This window comes from Streptomyces sp. NPDC097640 (assembly GCF_040302705.1).
In the GTDB taxonomy this organism is placed as follows: domain Bacteria; phylum Actinomycetota; class Actinomycetes; order Streptomycetales; family Streptomycetaceae; genus Streptomyces.
The window spans coordinates 61,054-77,950 of record NZ_JBEOSB010000011.1 but is presented as its reverse complement, the minus strand read 5'-3'; the positions used below and the strand labels follow the sequence as shown (position 1 = coordinate 77,950).

Below are 16,897 nucleotides of genomic sequence, written 5' to 3'. Positions count from 1 at the left end.
GGCACGAAGGGCTCACACCGGTTCGGGTTGCGGTTGCGGTTGCCGCGCCGGTGCGGGCGTCGGGTCCCACAGTCTGGTGGTCCGTACGTAGCCGTAGATCACGGAGCCCATCGCCAGCAGGAGAAGTGGTCCGAACACCCACGGATGTTCGGCCATCTTCATCGGCAGATAGCGATACGACGCCAGGAGCGCGGCGAAGACCGCTGTGCCGTAGGCGACCAGCTGGATTCCCGACCGGTCCCAGCCGCGTTCGTGCGAGCGCAGCGCTGCCTCGATGGTGAGCGTGAACACCACGCCGGCGATGAGATCCGCGCCGTAGTGGTAGCCGAAGCCCAGCGTCGCGGTGAGCGTGGCGATCAGCCAGAACGTGCCTGCGAACCGCAGAACCCGGGGGGCCTTGCGGGAGTGGATGAAGATCGCGGTAGCCCATGCCGTGTGCAGGCTGGGCATGCAGTTGCGTGGGGTGATGTCGTCGTAGGTGAACGCGTGCGGGGCACTGATCGGCGGCGGGGTGTCCGGCCACAGGTTGGCCAGCGCCCACTGCGGGCCGCCGGTGCCGGAGGCGCCCGGGCCGTAGGCGAAGACCGGTCCGACCACCGGGAAGATCATGTAGATGGCGGGCCCGAGGAGGCCGATCACCAGAAACGTGCGCACCAGGTAATGGCTCGGGAAGCGGCGCTCGATCGCCACGTTGCGCAGTTGGTACAGCGAGACGACCACCGCGGCCACCGCGAGCTGAACGTAGACCCAGTCGAGGAGATGGGTGCCGATCGGACCGGTGGCCTCGACCATCCGGCCCACCAGCCACGACGGGTTGCCCAACGCGTGATCGGCGATCGCCACATACGGGTCGAGCACGGCCGGGTGGGCCTTCGACGTGATGAGCAGCCAGATATCGCCGGTCTTGCGGCCGGCCACCAGCAGCAGGGCCAGCCCGACACCCTTCAGCAGCAGAACACGTTCCGGGCCGGTGCGGCGCGTGACAGCGATGACCGCATAGCCCAGAACCACCCACAGCGCGCCGTTGCCGAAGGGGTGGCCCTCGGTGATCTCGGCGCCGGCCGCCCACCGCACCAGAAAGAAGACGACATCGATGCCGATCGCCGCGCCGGCCGCGATGAGCCGTTCCCGCCAGGGGAGCACCACCATCATCAACGCCATGCTGGCGTACAGCAAAGGCCCCGATTTGGGGGGGAAAATCACCTCTCGCGCCTGATTGGTCATCGGCCCCGGTAGGCCGTAGTGACGTGCGGCGATCTCCAGCGCGATAAGGAATCCGAGGGTCACCAGACCCGCCGTGGCCCACAGGATCGCCCGCGGTTGACGCCACGCGGCGAACTTTATTCTGCTATTTATTCGCGAAAACACCCGAGATGCTATGGATATCAATTGTTTTGGCCGATTTGATAGATGTTGGCGGCGATCGTCATGAGGCCGAACATGCTATCGGAGGGGTGCTGGGCGATCCGGGCGTCGCCACCGCGGCGGCTACATCACGTCGGCTACATCACGTCGGCCAGTTCCTCCAGCAGCCGCCGCTTGGGGCGGGCGCCCACCATCGACCGCACCGGCTCACCGTCCTGGAACACCATCAGCGTCGGCATGGACAGCACGCCGTACGCCGCCGTGGTGCCCGGGTTGGCGTCCACGTCCAGCTCCACCACCTTCAGCCGGTGCGCCTCCTCCCGCGCCACCTCGGCCAGCACCGGCGCGATCATCCGGCACGGCGGGCACCACGAGGCCGTGAACTCCACGAGCACCGGGAGCGCGGACTCCAGGACCTCCCGCTGGAAGGTGTCGTCCGTCACTGTGACCACTCCCCCTGTCCCGGTCTGTGTCGTCGCCATTCCGTTCTCCTCTCGGTCCTGTCTCCGGCTCGTGCGGTTCATGCGGTTCATGCGGCTCGTGGGGTTCCTGGGGTGTCAGCTCGCAGCGTGGCTCGGGTCCCCCCGGCGCCGCCGCCGCGGCCTTCAGTGCGGCCAGCGCCCGCTCCGCCTCGGCGAGCTGTGCCCCGACCAGCCGTCGCACACCGTTCAGCCGCGCGATGCAGTCGTCCAGCTCGGCCAGCTTGCGGCGGTACACCGCGAGCGAGGCCGGGCAGGAGTCGCCCGCGGGGTGGCCGGCGCGCAGGCACTCCACGAACGGCCGGGTCTCCTCCAGGCCGAAGCCGAAGTCCCGCAGCGTCTGTATCTGCCGCAGCAGCCGCAGGTCGTCCTCGTCGTACGCCCGGTATCCGTTGCCCGCGCGGCGTGCGGGCAGCAGCCCGAGCGCCTCGTAGTGGCGCAGTGTGCGGGTGGTCGTACCCGCCCGTTCGGCCAGCTCTCCGATCCGCATGGCCTCGACGGTAGACGTTGACGCCGACGTCAAGGCCAACGGGCGTACGAAATCGCCCCGTCGGGCACGGGACGCGGGCCATAGGGTGCGGGCATGACCGCGCCCATGGAAGAGACCGCGTCGCCGCTGCCCGCCACCCGCCGTGCCCTGCTCCGCCGGATCGCCGTCGGCCAGACGGAGGGCCGTGCGCCGTCCCTGGTGGGCGCGGTGGTGCGGGACGGACGGCTGTGGTGGGTGGGGGCGCGCGGCGAGGTGGGACGACGGGCGCCGGACGTGGACACCCAGTACCGCATCGGCTCGCTCACCAAGACCTTTGTGGCGGTGCTGGTGATGCGGCTGCGCGACGCGGGGCTGCTGCGCCTCGGCGACCCGCTGTCCCGCCACCTGGACGTGCCGGAGGCCGGGGACGCGACCATCGCCCAGCTGCTCTCCCACACCTCGGGCCTGGCCGCGGAGGCCCGCGGCCCGTGGTGGGAGCGCACGCCTGGCGAGCTGCGCCCCGAGACGGCCGACATCTTCGGGGAGCGCCCGCTGCGCCACCCCGCCGGCCGCCGCCACCACTACTCCAACCCCGGCTTCGCACTGCTGGGCGCGCTCGTCGAGCGGCTGCGCGGCGCGCCCTGGGACGAGGTGCTGCGGCGTGAGGTGCTGGAGCCGCTGGGGATGGGGCGCACCTCGCCGCTGCCCCGCGCCCCGCACGCCGAGGGCTGGGCGGTGCACCCCTGGGCGGATGTGCTGCTGCCCGAACCCGCCGTGGACACCGGCCGGATGGCCCCGGCCGGACAGCTGTGGTCGACGGCCGCCGACCTGGCCCGGTACGCGGCCTTCCTGATGGACGGGGACGAACGGGTGCTGGGCGCCCGGACGCTGGCCGAGATGCGCGCCCCGGCGGTCGCGCCCGAGGACGACGACTGGGACGGCGGCTACGGGCTCGGCATCCAGCTGGCCCGCCGCGACGGCCGCGTCCTCATCGGCCACACCGGCTCCATGCCGGGCTTCCTGGCCGCGCTGTGGGCGAGCCCGGAGGACGGGCTGGCCGGGATCGCGCTGGCCAACGCCACCTCGGGGCCCGCGGTCGGCGCCGTCGCCGCCGACCTCGTACGGATCGCGGCCGAGCACGAGCCGCCGGTGCCCGCGCCGTGGCGCCCGCTGACCGAGGCGGATCCGGAGCTGGTGGCCCTGACCGGGCCCTGGTACTGGGGCCCCACCCCGTTCCTGCTGCGTCTGCGCCCCGAGCGGGGTCTTGAGCTGAGCCCGCTGAACGGCAGGGGGCGCGGCTCGCGGTTCCGGGCGGAGCCGGACGGCACCTGGACCGGGCTCGACGGCTATTACGCGGGGGAGACGCTGCGCGTGGTGCGGGGCGCGGGCGGCGGCCCGTACGGCGGGGCGGACAACGTCCACCTCGATCTGGGCACCTTCGTCTTCACCCGGGAGCCGTACGAGCCCGATGGCGCGGTGCCGGGCGGGGTGGACCCGAAGGGGTGGCGCCCGGGGGCGTGAGGCGCGCCCCGGCTCCGATCCAGATCCGTGCCTGACCCTGGCGGTGGTACGCACCGCCGGGGGCTGGGTGACCGCCGCGTACCTCCGCAGGCTGATCTCCGTACCCACACCAGGCGGCCCCGCGGCCGCCATGTCCCAAGGAGATCCGTCATGCGCTCCTCAGCGCTGCGCGTCGGTGCGTCCCTGCTCGCCCTGACCGCCGTCCTGGCCGCTTCCGGCCCGGCCGCCGCCGCCCGAACCCCGGGTGCCCGACCCGGGACCGTCTGGTCGGCCGGGTGGGCCGCCCCCGTCCAGCGCCCCAGTGAGGGGTTCGAGGAGAACTGGGCGCTCAAGGGCTTCGCCGACCAGACCGTGCGCCAGGTCGTGCGGGTGACCGCCGGTGGCACCGCGGCCCGGATCCGGCTGTCGAACCGCTACGGCGACGAGCCGCTGCGGATCGCGGGCGCGACCGTCGCCCGGACCGCGCGCGGAGCGTCGGTCGAGGCCGGAAGCGCCCGCAGGCTGACCTTCGGGCACCGGCGGGAGGTGACGATCCCGGCGGGCGGCGAGGCGGCCAGCGACGCGGCGCCGGTGCGCGTGGCGCCCTTCGAGTCGCTGACGGTGACGCTGTATTTCGCCGAGCCGACCGGCCCGGCCACGTTCCACGCCCAGGCGTACGCGAAGAGCTATCGCGCGGAGGGCGACCACGGCGCCGACCGCGATGGCGCGGCGTTCACCGCGTCCACCCACTCCTGGTACTACCTGTCGGACGTGGAGCTGACCGGCGGCACCGGGCGCCGCGGCTCCGTGGTCGCGTTCGGCGACTCCATCACCGACGGCTTCGGCTCGACATACGACGCCAACAGCCGCTGGCCGGATCTGCTGGCCGAGCGCCTGGCGGCCGCAGGCACCCCGCGCCCGGTCCTCAACTCCGGCATCGGCGGAAATCTGCTGCTGCACGACTCGCCCTGGTACGGGGACCGGGCGGGCGCCCGGTTCCAGCGGGATGTGCTGGACAAGCCGGGCGTCGGGTCGGTGATCCTGCTCCAGGGGCTCAACGACATCGGCTTCAGCGAGGTGGATCTGCCCACCTACAAGCCCAATCCGCAGGTCTCCGCCGAGCAGGTGATCGCCGGCTACCGCGAGCTGATCGCGCGGGCCCACGCCCGGGGCGTCAGGGTCGTGGGCGCCACGATCCTGCCCTTCAAGGGCGCCGAGTACCACACCGCCCGCTCCGAGGCGAAGCGCGCCGCGATCAACGCGTGGATCCGCGGCTCCGGCGAGTTCGACGCGGTGGTCGACTTCGCCGCCGCCATGGCCGCGCCGTCGGATCCGCAGGCGCTCGACCCGGCGTACGACAGCGGCGACCACAAGCACCCCAATGACGCGGGCTACCGGCGGATGGCCGAGGCGATCGACCTCGGTGTTCTCTAGAGCGCGAGCTTGAACCCCACGTGCGAGGCCTCGAAGCCGAGGCGCTCGTAGAAGCGGTGGGCGTCGGTACGGGTCGCGTCCGAGGTGAGCTGCACCAGTACGCAGCCCTCGCGGCGCGACTCGTCGACGGCCCACTCGATCAGCTGGGTGCCGAGCCCGCCGCCGCGCTCGTCGGCGTGGATGCGGACGGCCTCGATGATCGAGCGGGTGGCGCCCTGCCGGGACAGGCCGGGGATGACGGTGAGCTGGAGGGTGCCGACGGTGCGGCCGTCCCGTACGGCGACCACCAGCCGCTGGCCCCCGTCGCTCGTGATCCGCTCGAACGCCGCCAGGTAGGGGGCCAGGTCGTCCGGGGACTCGCGCCGGGCGCCGAGCGGGTCGTCGGCCAGCATGGCCACGATGGCCGGTATGTCCTCGGTGGTGGCACCGCGGATCTCGAGGTTGCTCATGGCGGGCAGCCTACGCGGGGGCCCACAGCCCTTCGACGGCCGTCACCAGCGGGGCCAGTTCGGGCCGTGCGGCGGCGTCCCGGAGGGCCTCGCGCAGCGCGGCGTCGTTGGTCGGGCGGGCCTGGTCGAGCAGTTCCCGGCCCGCGGCGGTGACGTTGGTGTAGATGCCGCGGCGGTCGTCCGGGCAGATGTAGCGGGACAGCAGGCCGCGGTCCTCCAGCCGGGTGACCAGGCGGGTGGTCGCGCTCTGGCTGAGCACGACGGACTCGGCCAGCTGGCGCATCTGGAGATGGCCGCCCGGGCCGTCGTGCTGCGCGCTGAGCACGTTCAGCACCGAGAACTCGCGGACGCTCAGCCCGTGACGGGCCTGGAGCGCGCGCTCGACGCGCGTCTCGATGCGGCCGTGCAGGGCGGACAGGGCGCACCAACCCTGGGCGAGGGCCTGCCCGCCGGGCAGCGGCCTGCCGGACAGCGGCTCGTCGGCCAGTGGCTCCTCGGCCAACGGCTCCTCGGTCTGCGCATCCGGCATGGAACCCCTCCTTGGGTGTCGTGTCCCCAGCGTAGTGCACCCGATGAAAATGTCGGCGCTTGCAAGTAAGTGCGCATGCAATTATTGTCGACGCGTCCAAAACTTCCGTGCAATCGTTCTGAGGACTCCACGACATGCCTCTCGCCCTGCTGGCGCTCGCCATCGGCGCCTTCGGCATCGGCACCACCGAATTCGTGATCATGGGACTGCTGCCCGAGGTGGCGGACGAGTTCCATGTCTCGATCCCCACCGCCGGATACGCGACCACCGGCTACGCCCTCGGCGTCGTCATCGGCGCCCCGCTGCTGACCCTGCTCGGCACCCGGCTGGCCCGTAAGCAGATGCTGATGATGCTGATGGGGCTGTTCATCGCGGGCAATCTGCTCTCCGCGCTCGCCCCCGCCTTCCTGCTGCTGCTCGCCGGGCGGGTGCTGGCCTCGTTCGCGCACGGCGCCTTCTTCGGCATCGGCGCGGTCGTCGCCGCCGACCTGGTGGCCCCCGACAAGCGGGCCCGGGCCATCGCCACCATGTTCACCGGCCTGACCATCGCCAACGTGGTCGGCGTGCCCATGGGCACCTGGATCGGCCAGACCCTCGGCTGGCGCGCCGCGTTCCTCGCCGTAGCCGGGCTCGGCGTGCTCGGGCTCGCCGGCATCGCCGCCCTCGTGCCCCGGCAGCCCGGCCCGGCCGCCGCCCGCCTCGGCCAGGAACTCGCGGCGTTCCGCAATCCGCAGGTGTGGCTGGCGATGGCCATGACCGTGCTCGGCTTCGGCGGCGTCTTCGCCGCGATCACCTACATCACGCCGATGATGGTGGACGTGGCGGGCTACGCCGACTCCTCCGTGACCTGGCTGCTCGTCCTCTTCGGCCTCGGCCTGGTCGGCGGCAACCTGATCGGCGGGCGCTACGCCGACCGGTCCCTGATGCGGATGCTGTACATCACCCTCGGCGGGCTCGGCGTCGTCCTGGCGGCGTTCAGCTTCACCGCCCATGACAAGGTCGCGGCGGCCGTCACGATCGTGCTGGTCGGGGCCTTCGGCTTCGCGACCGTGGCGCCGCTCCAGAAGCGGGTCATGGACCAGGCGCCGAACGCGCCGACGCTCGCCTCGGCGGCCAACATCGGCGCCTTCAACCTGGGCAACGCCCTGGCCGCCTGGCTCGGCGGGCTCGTCATCTCCGCCGGAAGGGGCTACACCGCGCCCAACTGGGTCGGCGCCCTCATGGCCGTCGCCGCGCTCGCCACCGCCGTCTTCTCGGCCGCGCTCGAACGGCGCACCGCGCGCGCCGGTGGGCGGATCGTCGCCGCGGGCGGTGCGTCCCCCGCCCCCGAGACGGCCGGCGAGGCAGCCGTACGCTGACCCGCCCGGCTGCCCTTCCCGCTATCCGGCCGCCGCACGGCCCCCGTCACGCCTGTGAACGGGCGGCCACGCGGCGGCCGGAGCGCGTCCCGGCCCCGGCGGGGCGGGAACCGGCCCGCAGCCGCCGCCCGCGCGCCGTCAGCCCCCACGGCTTGAGGACCGAGATGGCGGTGAGAAACAGATAGACGCCCAGCGCCACCGACGGCGCGATCACCAGATCGACGGCGGACGGCACGGCCCGGCTCGCCGAGGCGTCGGCCGCGGCCGAGGCGATCTCGGCCCGCAGCGCGAGGATCGAGGCGCCCGCCGCGGGCACCGTCAGCCAGAACTTGGTGGCGACCCAGCGGTACCGGGCCAGCCCCCAGGGCGTGCCGAGCGACAGCGCCACCCCGCTCAGCAGGGACGCCAGGCTGATCGGCGCGATCAGCCAGTCGCCGAAGATCTTCATGGCGCGATAGGCGGCCTCGGCGGTGTCCGCCGATCCGGAGGCCGCCCCCGCGATGCCCAGCGCGAGCAGACACAGGGTGAGCCCGAGCCAGCCGACGGAGACGACGACATGGACGACGAGAAGGGCCCTGCGGGCGGGCCGCGAAAGGTTCGGCTTCATGTCCCCACGGTCGTCCGCGGCCGTCCGCACCGCGTCTGACGGCGGGAGTATCCGGGCGTACTCCCGCCGTACTCCGCGCGCGTACCGGGCCGTGGCCGAGCCCCCGGGCGCGGGCAGGCCCTAGGCTCGCCCTCATGACCAGACTGCATCTGTTCGATCTGGACGGGACGCTCATCCACGGCTCGGCCGCAGCCGTCGAGATATCCCGTCAGCTCGGGGTGGAGCGGGAGATCGGCGAGCTGGAGCGGGCGTTCGCGGACGGGGAGCTGAGCACCGCACAGTTCGCCGTGCGGGCCTGCGCGCTGTGGGGGGAGCTGACGGAGCGGCAAGTGGCGGCGGCGTTCGAGGGGGCGCCGTGGCTGGCGGGTATCCGCGAGGTGTGGGCGGACATCCGGGAGCGCGGGGAGCGGTGCGCGGTGATTTCGCTCTCTCCCGGCTTCTTCGTGGAGCGGCTGCTGGAATGGGGCGCGGACGCCGCGCAGGGGTCGCGCTGGCCGGCCGTGCCGTTCCGCGAGCCGCTGGATCCGGAGGGCATCCTCACCCCGGCGGCCAAGGTGCGCATCGCCGATGAACTCTGTGCGAAGTTCGGTCTGAGCAGGGAGGACTGCGTCGCCTATGGCGACTCGATGTCGGACGCGGAGCTGTTCGCCGTGGTGCCGGTCTCGATCGCGGTCAACGCCGACCATCATGTGAGCGAAATCGCATCGCATGGCTATACCGGCCGCGATCTGCGAGAGGCCTACGAATTGGCAGGTAGCTATCAGTAATTACGCAGGTTGCCGGGTGTAACGGAGCCGCTCGACTTGGGGCTTGTGAATTCATCCGGGCCCGGTAGGGTCGGATCCGGGTTCTGCGCGGCTGTTGTCGCAGGGCTACATCGGGACAATCCAGCCTAACGGAACACAGGTGCCGTTACCCGGAGTTCCGACTATCTGTCCTGTGCGGCGAACAAGCATGGCATGCTGCCCATGGAGAAGTACGGGGCGGGCCATCCGGACCAAACTCACCTGAACCAGTGGCACAGAGCGGGGAATTGCGGGCACATTCCGGCTTCGGAAGTGCGAAGACCGACAGAAAGACGTTCGAGGCGAGGCAACCATGGACGCTCCGACCACCACGTCGTCGGCCGGCAACGACGGCACCGGCGGCACCGGCGGAAGCAGTGGCGACTGGGGCTGGTTCACCCCGAGCAGGAGGCGGGACGAGGAAGCGTCCCCGGGTCCGGACCAGGAAGCCGGCCGCCAGGCGCCCAGCCGCCCGGTGAGCCCGATACGGCCGGTCGGCACGGGCGCCGACCGACGTACGCAGACCCCGGCGCCGCCCGCACCGCCCGCGCCGACCGTATCCCCCGCGCCGCCCCCGCCTCCGCCCCCGCCGCCGTCTCCTTCCAGGGCCGGAGCCGGAGTCGGTTCGGGAGCCGGAGCGGGAGCCGGAGCCAGGCCCGTACGGGAGCGCGAGGAGCACCAGCGCCCCGACGAGGCGCCCGGCGCGCAGGACGTCCGACCCGAGGACCAGTTCATCGGTGACCCGACGGCGTCGCCCGACGCGATCCTCATCCGCCGCACGATGGCCGAGGTCGAGCCCATCGCGGACAAGGTCACCTCGTACTTCTACGCGCTGCTGTTCGTCCAGCACCCCTATCTGCGGCCGCTGTTCCCCGCCGCGATGGACGCCCAGCGCGACCGGCTCTTCAGAGCCCTGCTGACCGCCGCCAAGCTGGTGGACGACCCGGACATCCTCACCGAGTACCTCTCCGGTCTCGGCCGCGGCCACCGCAAGTACGGCACCCAGCCGGAGCACTACCCGGCCGTCGGCGAGTGCCTGATCGGCGCGCTCACCCGCTACGCGACCACGACCTGGAGCGACGAGGCCGAGGGCGCCTGGGTCCGGGCGTACACCGCCATCTCGCAGATCATGATCGACGCGGCCGCCGAGGATGAGCTGCGCGCGCCCGCGTGGTGGCAGGCCGAGGTCGTCGGACATGAGCTGCGCACCCAGGACATCGCGGTCATCACGGTGCGCCCCGACCAGCCGTACCCCTTCCTCGCCGGCCAGTACACCTCCCTGGAGACCCCCTGGTGGCCCCGGGTGTGGCGGCACTACTCCTTCGCCTCAGCGCCGCGCGCGGACGGTCTGCTGTCCTTCCACGTCAAGGCGGTACCGGCCGGCTGGGTGTCCTCGGCGCTGGTGCACCGCGCCCGCCCCGGTGATGTGATCCGCCTCGGCCCCCCGGCCGGTTCGATGGTGATCGACCACTCCCGCGACAACGGCCTGCTCTGCCTGGGCGGCGGCACCGGCATAGCGCCGATCAAGGCCCTGGTCGAGGACGTCGCCGAGCACGGCCGCAACCGCCCGGTCGAGGTCTTCTACGGCGCCCGCAGCGACCACGACCTGTACGACATCGACACCATGCTGCGGCTGGCGCAGGCCCACCACTGGCTCTCGGTCCGCCCGGTCGTCTCCGACAGCCCGACGAACGGGCTCAGCGGCCGACTGCCGGACGCCGTGCGGCAGTACGGCCCCTGGAGCACGTACGACGCGTATCTCTCCGGGCCGGCCGGGATGATCCGCAGCGGGGTGGACACCCTGAGAGGCATCGGAATCCCCTCGCACCGCATCCGGCACGACTCCCTCGAAGAGCTCGTGGCGGCGGGGGACTAGCCGACGGGGGGTCGGCCGGGACCCGCGGGCGACGGCAACTGCAACACGGCGGGGGGCCGTGACGCAGTAGTGAGTAGTGAGGAGCAGGGGACTTGGGGGCTGGGAGAGCAGTGGATCACTGACTCGAGCGATCGCAGGGTGAGGGACGAGTGAGCGTGGACGACGTCGAGCACGAGCGGGCGACGGCGACGGCGACGACGGCGACAGCACGGATCGCGGCGGCATGGACCGCGGCGGCCGGCGCGCCCGTGGCCGACCTGGACCGTACGAGCCGTCCGGGCAGCGACGGCGAACATCGGCTTCAGCGGCGCCTGGACACGGTCGACCGCGCCGACCGCTTCTACGACGAGCAGGTGCTGGACCGGCTCAACGACCGGATGCGGGAGTTCGTGGCCCGCCAGGAGATGTTCTTCCTGGCGACGGCCGACGGGCACGGCGAGTGCGACAGCACCTTCCGCGCCGGGCCGCCCGGATTTCTGCGGGTGTTCGACGACCGGACCCTGGCCTACCCCGAATACCGGGGGAATGGCGTCCTGGCCAGCCTCGGGAACATCGAGGAGAATCCCCACCTCGGGATTCTCATGATCGACTTCCTGCGCGACCGGATCGGCCTGCACATCAACGGCCGGGCGCGGGTCGTGGCGGACGCCGAGATGCGCGCCGCCCACCCCGGGCTGTCGGTCGACCCGGTGCCGGGGCGGCGGGCGGTGGTGTGGGTCGAGGTGACGGTCGAGGAGGCGTACATCCACTGCGCCAAGCACATCCCGCATCTCCAGAAGGTGTCCTCGCAGCGGCGGCACAGTGCCCCGGCGGACAGGGGCGCGGACGGCGGCGGGGCCGGCGGCTCCGCCGAACGGGAGCGGGACTGGGGCACGGACGACTTCAAGCGCAAGGGCGGCGACTTCTTCGGCGCGGCCGCCGATGTGCGCGAGGGGCGTCGCGAGCCCATGACCCGCCCGGAGCCCGAGCCCGATCCGCAGACGCAGCCGGAGCCCGCGGCAGGGGCGGCAGGGCCTGCCGCGACAGGGACCGTGCCCGTGCGCCCCGAGGCGTGGCAGCGGGAGGCCGAGCGCGTGCTGGCCAGGGCGCGGGAGCGGGCGCCCGAGGGCGCCGGGCAGCCGTTCAGCGGCTGGTTCGGGTAGCCGGCCGGTCCGGCTCCGTGGGGGCCGGGGTCAGCCGAGGTCGTCGGCGAGCAGCGCCAGCACGCCCTCGATGTTCGCGTCGAGATACGCGCGCAGCGACGGCGGCACCACTCCCACCGAGGCGATCCCCTCGCGGGTGAAGGGGACGCGCACCACCTCGTACTCCCCGCAGGGCTCGTCCACCTCGGGGCCGTGGCGGCGCGACAGGTCCATGGACCCCAGGCGGCAGACGAAGAAGTGCTGTACCTTCACGCCGGCCGAGGCCTCGTCGGGGTGCGGGACGGTGTCGACGAAGGCGGGCACCACATCCGTCACCTTCGCGCCGAGCTCCTCGTCGACCTCGCGGTGCAGCGCGTCGACGACCGTGGCGTCCTCGGGCTCCATCCCGCCGCCCGGCGTGATCCAGTACGGTTCCTCGCCGGGCTTGGTCCGCTTGATCAGGACCAGCCGGGGCTCGGTGGCCCCGTCGAGCAGGATGGCACGGGCGGTGCGCTTGACCACAGGTCGTTCGGTCATGGTGGAGATCTGCCGCATGTGCCGCCCGGTGAAACCCCGACCCACCGGTCAAGAGCGACTCACCGGTCATTCTCGACTCACCAGTCGACAGCGGCGCGCAGCAGCCACTCGTGCGCCCGCGCGATGTGCGGCAGGGCGAGCGCGCCCGTCCGGATGACCAGGAAGTAGGTGCGCAGCGGCGGCACCGAGGGGTTGAGCAGGGCGACGACCTCTCCGGCGTCCAGCGCGTCCATGCACAGATAGCGCGGCAGCACGCCGAGGCCGACGCCCGCCGCGACGCAGGCGAGGACGGCCCGCAGGTCGGGGGTGATGACCGTGCCCGCGGTGATCGGCGGGGTGTCGAAGACGGCCGACCAGTAGCGGGTGATCAGCGGCAGGCTCTCATGGACCTCGACGACCGGCAGCCGCTCCAGCGCGCTGACGCCCTTGACCTGTAACACCGCGGGGCCGCCGAGCCGGGCCGCCCAGCGCGGGGCGGCCACCAGCACATGCTCCTCGTCGCACAGCGGGACGGCGGCCAGCAGCCGGCCGCGGGGCCGGGCGGTGGTGACGGCCAGGTCGTGGTGGCCGGCGGCCAGCCCCTCGAACAGCTCCTCGGCGCTGCCGAAGGCGCAGCGCACCCCCAGCCCCTGGTTGATGAGCGGGGCGAGGGCGGGCAGGACCCGCAGCGCGGTGAACTCCGGGGGGCCCGCGAGGTGCAGGGTGCGGGCGACGGAGCTGTCGTCGAGCCCGGCCTCGGTGATCTCCATCAGCGCGTCGAGGTGGGGCGCGGCCTTGTGGGCGAGCTCCTCGCCGACGCTGGTGGGGACGACCCCGCGCGCGGTGCGCAGAAACAGGGGGCGGCCCAGCTGGCGCTCGAGGGTACGGATCTGGCCGGTGACGGCGGGCTGGGAGAGCCCGAGCAGCGCGGCGGCGCGGGTGAAGGACCCGGCCCGGTGAACCGTGACAAATGTGCGTAAGAGGGCCAGATCCATGCGGTTCCCCTCCGCTCGACGCACCCCCGCCGCAGGCCAACTATAAATATGCCGATAGGTCCATGTCGCTACTGTGATTGGACACTGACGCTGAGTCAACTAGCCTTGTTCGAGCGGTTCTCCACGAGGGAACCGGGGCGTCTCAAGCCACGAGGGGGGAGGCTTGAGACGCCCGTGAAGCATGGCCTGATCCCGCGGGAGCGCGTGACCGCTTGTGACGCGTCAAGCCTTGTCGGGGGCGTTGTCGAGTGCCTTGTCGAGCGCCCGCAGCACATCCGCGATCAGGTCGTCCGGGTCCTCGGCGCCCACCGAGAACCGGATGAAGCCGTCCGGCACGGCGTCGCCGCCCCACCGCCCGCGCCGCTCGGCCGTGGACCGCACGCCGCCGAAGCTGGTCGCGCCGTCGACCAGGCGCAGCGCGGCCAGGAAGCGATCGGCGTGCTCCTGCCCGGGGAGGACGAAGGAGACCACACAGCCGAAGCGCCCGCCGTGCATCTGGGCCGCCGCCACGCGGTGCGCCGGGTCGGTCGGCAGCCCGGGGTGGCGCAGCCCGGTGACCTCGGGGCGGCCGCGCAGCGCCTCGGCCAGGGCCAGCGCCGTCGCGGCCTGGCGGTCGACGCGCAGTTGGAGGGTGGCCAGGGAGCGGTGCGCGAGCCATGCCTCCATCGGGCCGGGGATGCCGCCGGCCATCTTGCGCCAGGTGCGCACGGAGGCGGCGAGGCCCGGGTCGCGGCAGGTGACATAGCCGAGCAGGACGTCGCCGTGGCCGGTGAGCGCCTTGGTGCCGCTGGCGACGGAGAAGTCCGCGCCGAGTTCGAGGGGGCGCTGACCGAGCGGGGTGGCCAGGGTGTTGTCCACGGCGACCAGCGCGCCCCGCTCATGGGCGGCGTCGGCCAGGCGGCGGATGTCGCACACGTCCAGGCCGGGGTTGGCCGGGGACTCGATCCACAGCAGCTTGACGGGCCGGGGCCCGCCGTCGGCGTCCGGCGCGCCGTCCAGGAGGGCCAGTTGGGCGTCGCCGCCGGTGGGCGCGGTGCGCACCTCGATGCCGTAGCCCGCAAGTCGCTCGCCCAGTGGGTTCAGGAGCTGATAGCCGTCGGAGGGCAGCACGGCCGCGTCGCCCTGCCCCAGCTGGGACAGCAGCACCGCGGAGATCGCGCCCATGCCGGAGGCGAAGACCACCGTCTCGGCGTCGGCGTCCGGCGACTCCAGCTCGCTGATCGCCCGCTCCAGCCGGGTCCAGGTGGGGTTGGCGTCCCGGCCGTAGGTGTACGGGCCGCGGAGCAGGTCCGCGTCGCCGGGCAGGTGGTAGTGGGCGGCGAAGGCCGGGCCCGGCAGGGTCGGCTCGTACGCCTCGGGCTCGGGCAGCCCGGCCCGCACCGCCCGGGTGCCGTCGCCGGTCATGCGTCCTCCTTCCGGGCGGCGGGCGCCGCGGTCGGCTCAGCGGCCGGATCCGCGGCCGGATCCGCAGTCGCCTCCGCGGCCGGTTCCGGGGTCGGCTCCGAGGCGGCGAGGGCTTCGCTCACCGCGTCCAGCAGCCCCTCGCTCGCCGCCTCGATCATCTCCAGGCAGGTCTCGAACTCCCCCGGCCCGCCGTAGTACGGGTCGGGCACGTCCAGGCCGCCGGGGGCGTCCGGGTCGGCCTCGGGGTCGTAGCCGCGCAGCAGCCGCACCTTCGCGGCGTCCTCCGGCGTCGGGGCCAGGGCGCGCAGCTCGTGCAGATGGCCGCTGTCGAGAGCGATCACCAGGTCGAGGCCGGAGAACCAGGCGGCCTGGAACTGGCGCGCGATGTGATGTTGCTCATAGCCGTGGGCCGTGAGCGTGGCGATGGCACGGCGGTCCGCTCCGTCGCCCTCGTGCCACGGGCCGGTGCCCGCGCTGTCCACCTCGACACGGCCGTCGAGCCCGGCTTCCCCGGCGTAGGCGCGGAAGACGGATTCGGCCATCGGCGAGCGGCATATGTTGCCGGTGCAGACGAAACAGACACGGTAGGGCGACGGGGCTCTCATGCGTCCCATCATCCTCGACGGCGGTCAGTCCTTGTCGTCGGGAAGCACGACGTGCAGCGCCCAGGAGACGATGGAGATGATCAACGCGCCTATCACGGCCGTGCCGAAGCCCTCGACATGGAAGGCCAGGTCGAACTTGCCGGCCAGCCAGGAGGTCAGCAGCAGCATCAGGGCGTTGATCACCAGGGTGATCAGCCCGAGGGTGAGAATGAACAGCGGAAAGGCCAGCAGCTTGACCACTGGCTTGACCACGACGTTCACCAGGCCGAATACGAGCGCCACGAGAATGAGCGTGATCGCCTTCCGGCCGGCGTTGTCACCGGTCAGCGTGATGTCCTTGAGGAGCCAGATGGCCACCCAGAGGGCGCCCGCGTTGGCGATCGTCTTGACGAGAAGATTCTTCATGGTTGAGATCGTCGCAGAACAGGCCCCGCGCTGGGCAGGGCCGGGGAGCAAGGGGTGGAGAGGCGAATGAAGGCGTTCCGGCTGGATGAGCTGGAGGCGGAGCGTGCCGCGAACGACGGCGCGTACTTGCAGTTCCTGCACGAGCGGAACATGTCCGTCGGGCTGTACGCGCTGGACGCGGGCCAGACCGACCCGCAGCAGCCGCACCGCCAGGACGAGGTGTACCTGGTGGTCAGCGGGCGGGCGTCGATCACGGTGGGGATGGAGACGACGCAGGTGGCGCGCGGCAGTGTCGTGTATGTGCCGGCCGGAGTGGCCCACAAGTTCCACCACATCACCGAGGACCTGCGGGTCATGGTCGTCTTCTCTCCCCCTGAGAGCTGATGCGCGGGCCCCGCGTCCCGTAGGGGTCCGGTCAGGGGAGGACGGGGGACGCGGGGGCCTGTGTTCGCTCGTCGGCCGCCCTAGCATCGAATGCGGAGGGATCCCGGCCGGTGCTGAAGCCGACGGCCGGACCGACTGGCTCAGTGAAGAAAGCAGGGATCGAAGTGGCGACGAAGGGCATATTCCAGGGTTTGCCGTGGTGGGTGACGTGGGTCGCGGTGCCGATCCTCGTGCTGGCCGTGTTCGGCGGCCTGGTCATGAGCGTGGTCGGCTTTGTGGTCGGCCTGGTCTTCAAGGCGCTGCTGCTGGTGGCGCTCATCGCCGGTCTGATCTACGTCGTACGGAAGTTCAGCTCGTCCTCCTCGTCCCGCGGCGACTGGTGACCCGGCACCGCGGGTGCGCCGCGGGCCGGGGACGCGCCGAAGGGTACGGACGCGCGGAGGAGTACGGACGCGCCGAAGAGTACGGATGCGCGGAGGAGTACGGGCGCGCCGCGGAGCACGGGTACGCCGCGCGGGGGATACGCGCGTTCCAAACCTCGGCTTGACGGCTCGGTGGCACCGTTCCGGTTAGAGTTCGAGTGCTCGACGTCTCCCGTTCCGGGCGTCTGCCTCGC

General features: G+C 72.3%; 18 protein-coding genes and 1 pseudogene. 8 read left to right on the top strand and 11 right to left on the bottom strand.

Annotated features, from left to right (window positions below; all coding sequences use genetic code 11):
- Positions 1-12 precede the first annotated feature (12 nt).
- The 3 genes and pseudogenes from ABTY62_RS19130 to ABTY62_RS19120 all read right to left on the bottom strand — a co-directional run.
- Positions 13-1,368 (bottom strand): phosphatase PAP2 family protein, encoded by a 1,356-nt coding sequence (locus ABTY62_RS19130; protein ID WP_502997480.1) that lies wholly within the window; start codon positions 1,366-1,368, stop codon positions 13-15.
- A 134-nt stretch (positions 1,369-1,502) separates the two neighbouring features.
- On the bottom strand, positions 1,503-1,847 hold the full coding sequence (gene trxA / locus ABTY62_RS19125) for a thioredoxin (protein WP_311726015.1): 345 nt from the start codon (positions 1,845-1,847) through the stop codon (positions 1,503-1,505).
- A gap of 76 nt (positions 1,848-1,923) precedes the next feature.
- Positions 1,924-2,334, bottom strand: a pseudogene (locus ABTY62_RS19120) (MerR family transcriptional regulator); the annotation flags it as partial.
- A 93-nt stretch (positions 2,335-2,427) separates the two neighbouring features.
- Here ABTY62_RS19120 and ABTY62_RS19115 point away from each other — a divergent pair.
- Entirely contained in the window at positions 2,428-3,834 is a 1,407-nt protein-coding gene (locus ABTY62_RS19115) for a serine hydrolase domain-containing protein (RefSeq protein WP_352130596.1), read from the top strand.
- A gap of 150 nt (positions 3,835-3,984) precedes the next feature.
- Positions 3,985-5,247 (top strand): SGNH/GDSL hydrolase family protein, encoded by a 1,263-nt coding sequence (locus tag ABTY62_RS19110; RefSeq protein ID WP_352130595.1) that lies wholly within the window; start codon positions 3,985-3,987, stop codon positions 5,245-5,247.
- Here ABTY62_RS19110 and ABTY62_RS19105 read toward each other — a convergent pair.
- Together ABTY62_RS19105 and ABTY62_RS19100 are read right to left on the bottom strand one after the other, a co-directional pair.
- A complete protein-coding gene (locus tag ABTY62_RS19105) occupies positions 5,244-5,696 on the bottom strand; it encodes a GNAT family N-acetyltransferase (protein ID WP_311726018.1) in 453 nt (150 codons plus the stop codon). The two genes, ABTY62_RS19110 and ABTY62_RS19105, sit on opposite strands and share 4 nt — an antisense overlap.
- Positions 5,697-5,706: 10 nt before the next feature.
- Positions 5,707-6,225 (bottom strand): MarR family winged helix-turn-helix transcriptional regulator, encoded by a 519-nt coding sequence (locus tag ABTY62_RS19100; protein WP_352130594.1) that lies wholly within the window; start codon positions 6,223-6,225, stop codon positions 5,707-5,709.
- Between the two features lie 134 nt (positions 6,226-6,359).
- On the opposite strand from ABTY62_RS19100, the gene ABTY62_RS19095 reads away from it, so the two are divergent.
- Positions 6,360-7,583, top strand: coding sequence for an MFS transporter (locus ABTY62_RS19095; protein ID WP_352130593.1), 1,224 nt, complete (start codon positions 6,360-6,362; stop codon positions 7,581-7,583).
- Between the two features lie 46 nt (positions 7,584-7,629).
- On the opposite strand, the gene ABTY62_RS19090 is transcribed toward ABTY62_RS19095, so the two are convergent.
- The gene (locus ABTY62_RS19090; RefSeq protein WP_352130592.1) at positions 7,630-8,190 is read right to left on the bottom strand and encodes a DUF2269 domain-containing protein; all 561 of its coding nucleotides are present in this window, start codon (positions 8,188-8,190) and stop codon (positions 7,630-7,632) included.
- Between the two features lie 134 nt (positions 8,191-8,324).
- Here ABTY62_RS19090 and ABTY62_RS19085 point away from each other — a divergent pair, with 134 nt between their 5' ends.
- From ABTY62_RS19085 to ABTY62_RS19075, 3 genes are all read left to right on the top strand, one after another.
- Complete coding sequence (locus ABTY62_RS19085; RefSeq protein WP_352130591.1) at positions 8,325-8,957, top strand: HAD family hydrolase; 633 nt, start codon at positions 8,325-8,327, stop codon at positions 8,955-8,957.
- 331 nt (positions 8,958-9,288) lie between these two features.
- Complete coding sequence (locus tag ABTY62_RS19080; protein ID WP_352130590.1) at positions 9,289-10,851, top strand: globin domain-containing protein; 1,563 nt, start codon at positions 9,289-9,291, stop codon at positions 10,849-10,851.
- Between the two features lie 257 nt (positions 10,852-11,108).
- The gene (locus ABTY62_RS19075) at positions 11,109-11,993 is read left to right on the top strand and encodes a pyridoxamine 5'-phosphate oxidase family protein (protein WP_352130751.1); all 885 of its coding nucleotides are present in this window, start codon (positions 11,109-11,111) and stop codon (positions 11,991-11,993) included.
- 30 nt (positions 11,994-12,023) lie between these two features.
- Here ABTY62_RS19075 and ABTY62_RS19070 read toward each other — a convergent pair whose 3' ends face one another.
- The 5 genes from ABTY62_RS19070 to ABTY62_RS19050 all read right to left on the bottom strand — a co-directional run bounded on the left by ABTY62_RS19070 (position 12,024) and on the right by ABTY62_RS19050 (position 15,897).
- On the bottom strand, positions 12,024-12,509 hold the full coding sequence (locus tag ABTY62_RS19070; RefSeq protein WP_352130589.1) for an NUDIX domain-containing protein: 486 nt from the start codon (positions 12,507-12,509) through the stop codon (positions 12,024-12,026).
- A gap of 77 nt (positions 12,510-12,586) precedes the next feature.
- The gene (locus ABTY62_RS19065; RefSeq protein WP_352130588.1) at positions 12,587-13,483 is read right to left on the bottom strand and encodes a LysR family transcriptional regulator; all 897 of its coding nucleotides are present in this window, start codon (positions 13,481-13,483) and stop codon (positions 12,587-12,589) included.
- Positions 13,484-13,705: 222 nt separating this feature from the next.
- Positions 13,706-14,887, bottom strand: coding sequence for a cystathionine gamma-lyase (locus ABTY62_RS19060; RefSeq protein ID WP_352130587.1), 1,182 nt, complete (start codon positions 14,885-14,887; stop codon positions 13,706-13,708).
- Positions 14,884-15,492 carry a low molecular weight protein-tyrosine-phosphatase gene (locus ABTY62_RS19055; RefSeq protein ID WP_352130586.1) on the bottom strand — a complete coding sequence of 203 codons (609 nt, stop codon included), beginning with the start codon at positions 15,490-15,492 and terminating at the stop codon, positions 14,884-14,886. The genes ABTY62_RS19060 and ABTY62_RS19055 overlap by 4 nt, the downstream gene beginning before the upstream one ends.
- Positions 15,493-15,516: 24 nt before the next feature.
- A complete protein-coding gene (locus ABTY62_RS19050; protein WP_352130585.1) occupies positions 15,517-15,897 on the bottom strand; it encodes a phage holin family protein in 381 nt (126 codons plus the stop codon).
- 66 nt (positions 15,898-15,963) lie between these two features.
- Between ABTY62_RS19050 and ABTY62_RS19045 the strand changes: the two genes are divergently transcribed.
- Both ABTY62_RS19045 and ABTY62_RS19040 read left to right on the top strand, forming a co-directional pair.
- Positions 15,964-16,281 (top strand): cupin domain-containing protein, encoded by a 318-nt coding sequence (locus tag ABTY62_RS19045; protein ID WP_311726029.1) that lies wholly within the window; start codon positions 15,964-15,966, stop codon positions 16,279-16,281.
- Positions 16,282-16,445: 164 nt separating this feature from the next.
- Positions 16,446-16,664 (top strand): DUF5326 family protein, encoded by a 219-nt coding sequence (locus ABTY62_RS19040; RefSeq protein WP_352130750.1) that lies wholly within the window; start codon positions 16,446-16,448, stop codon positions 16,662-16,664.
- Positions 16,665-16,897: the final 233 nt, after the last annotated feature.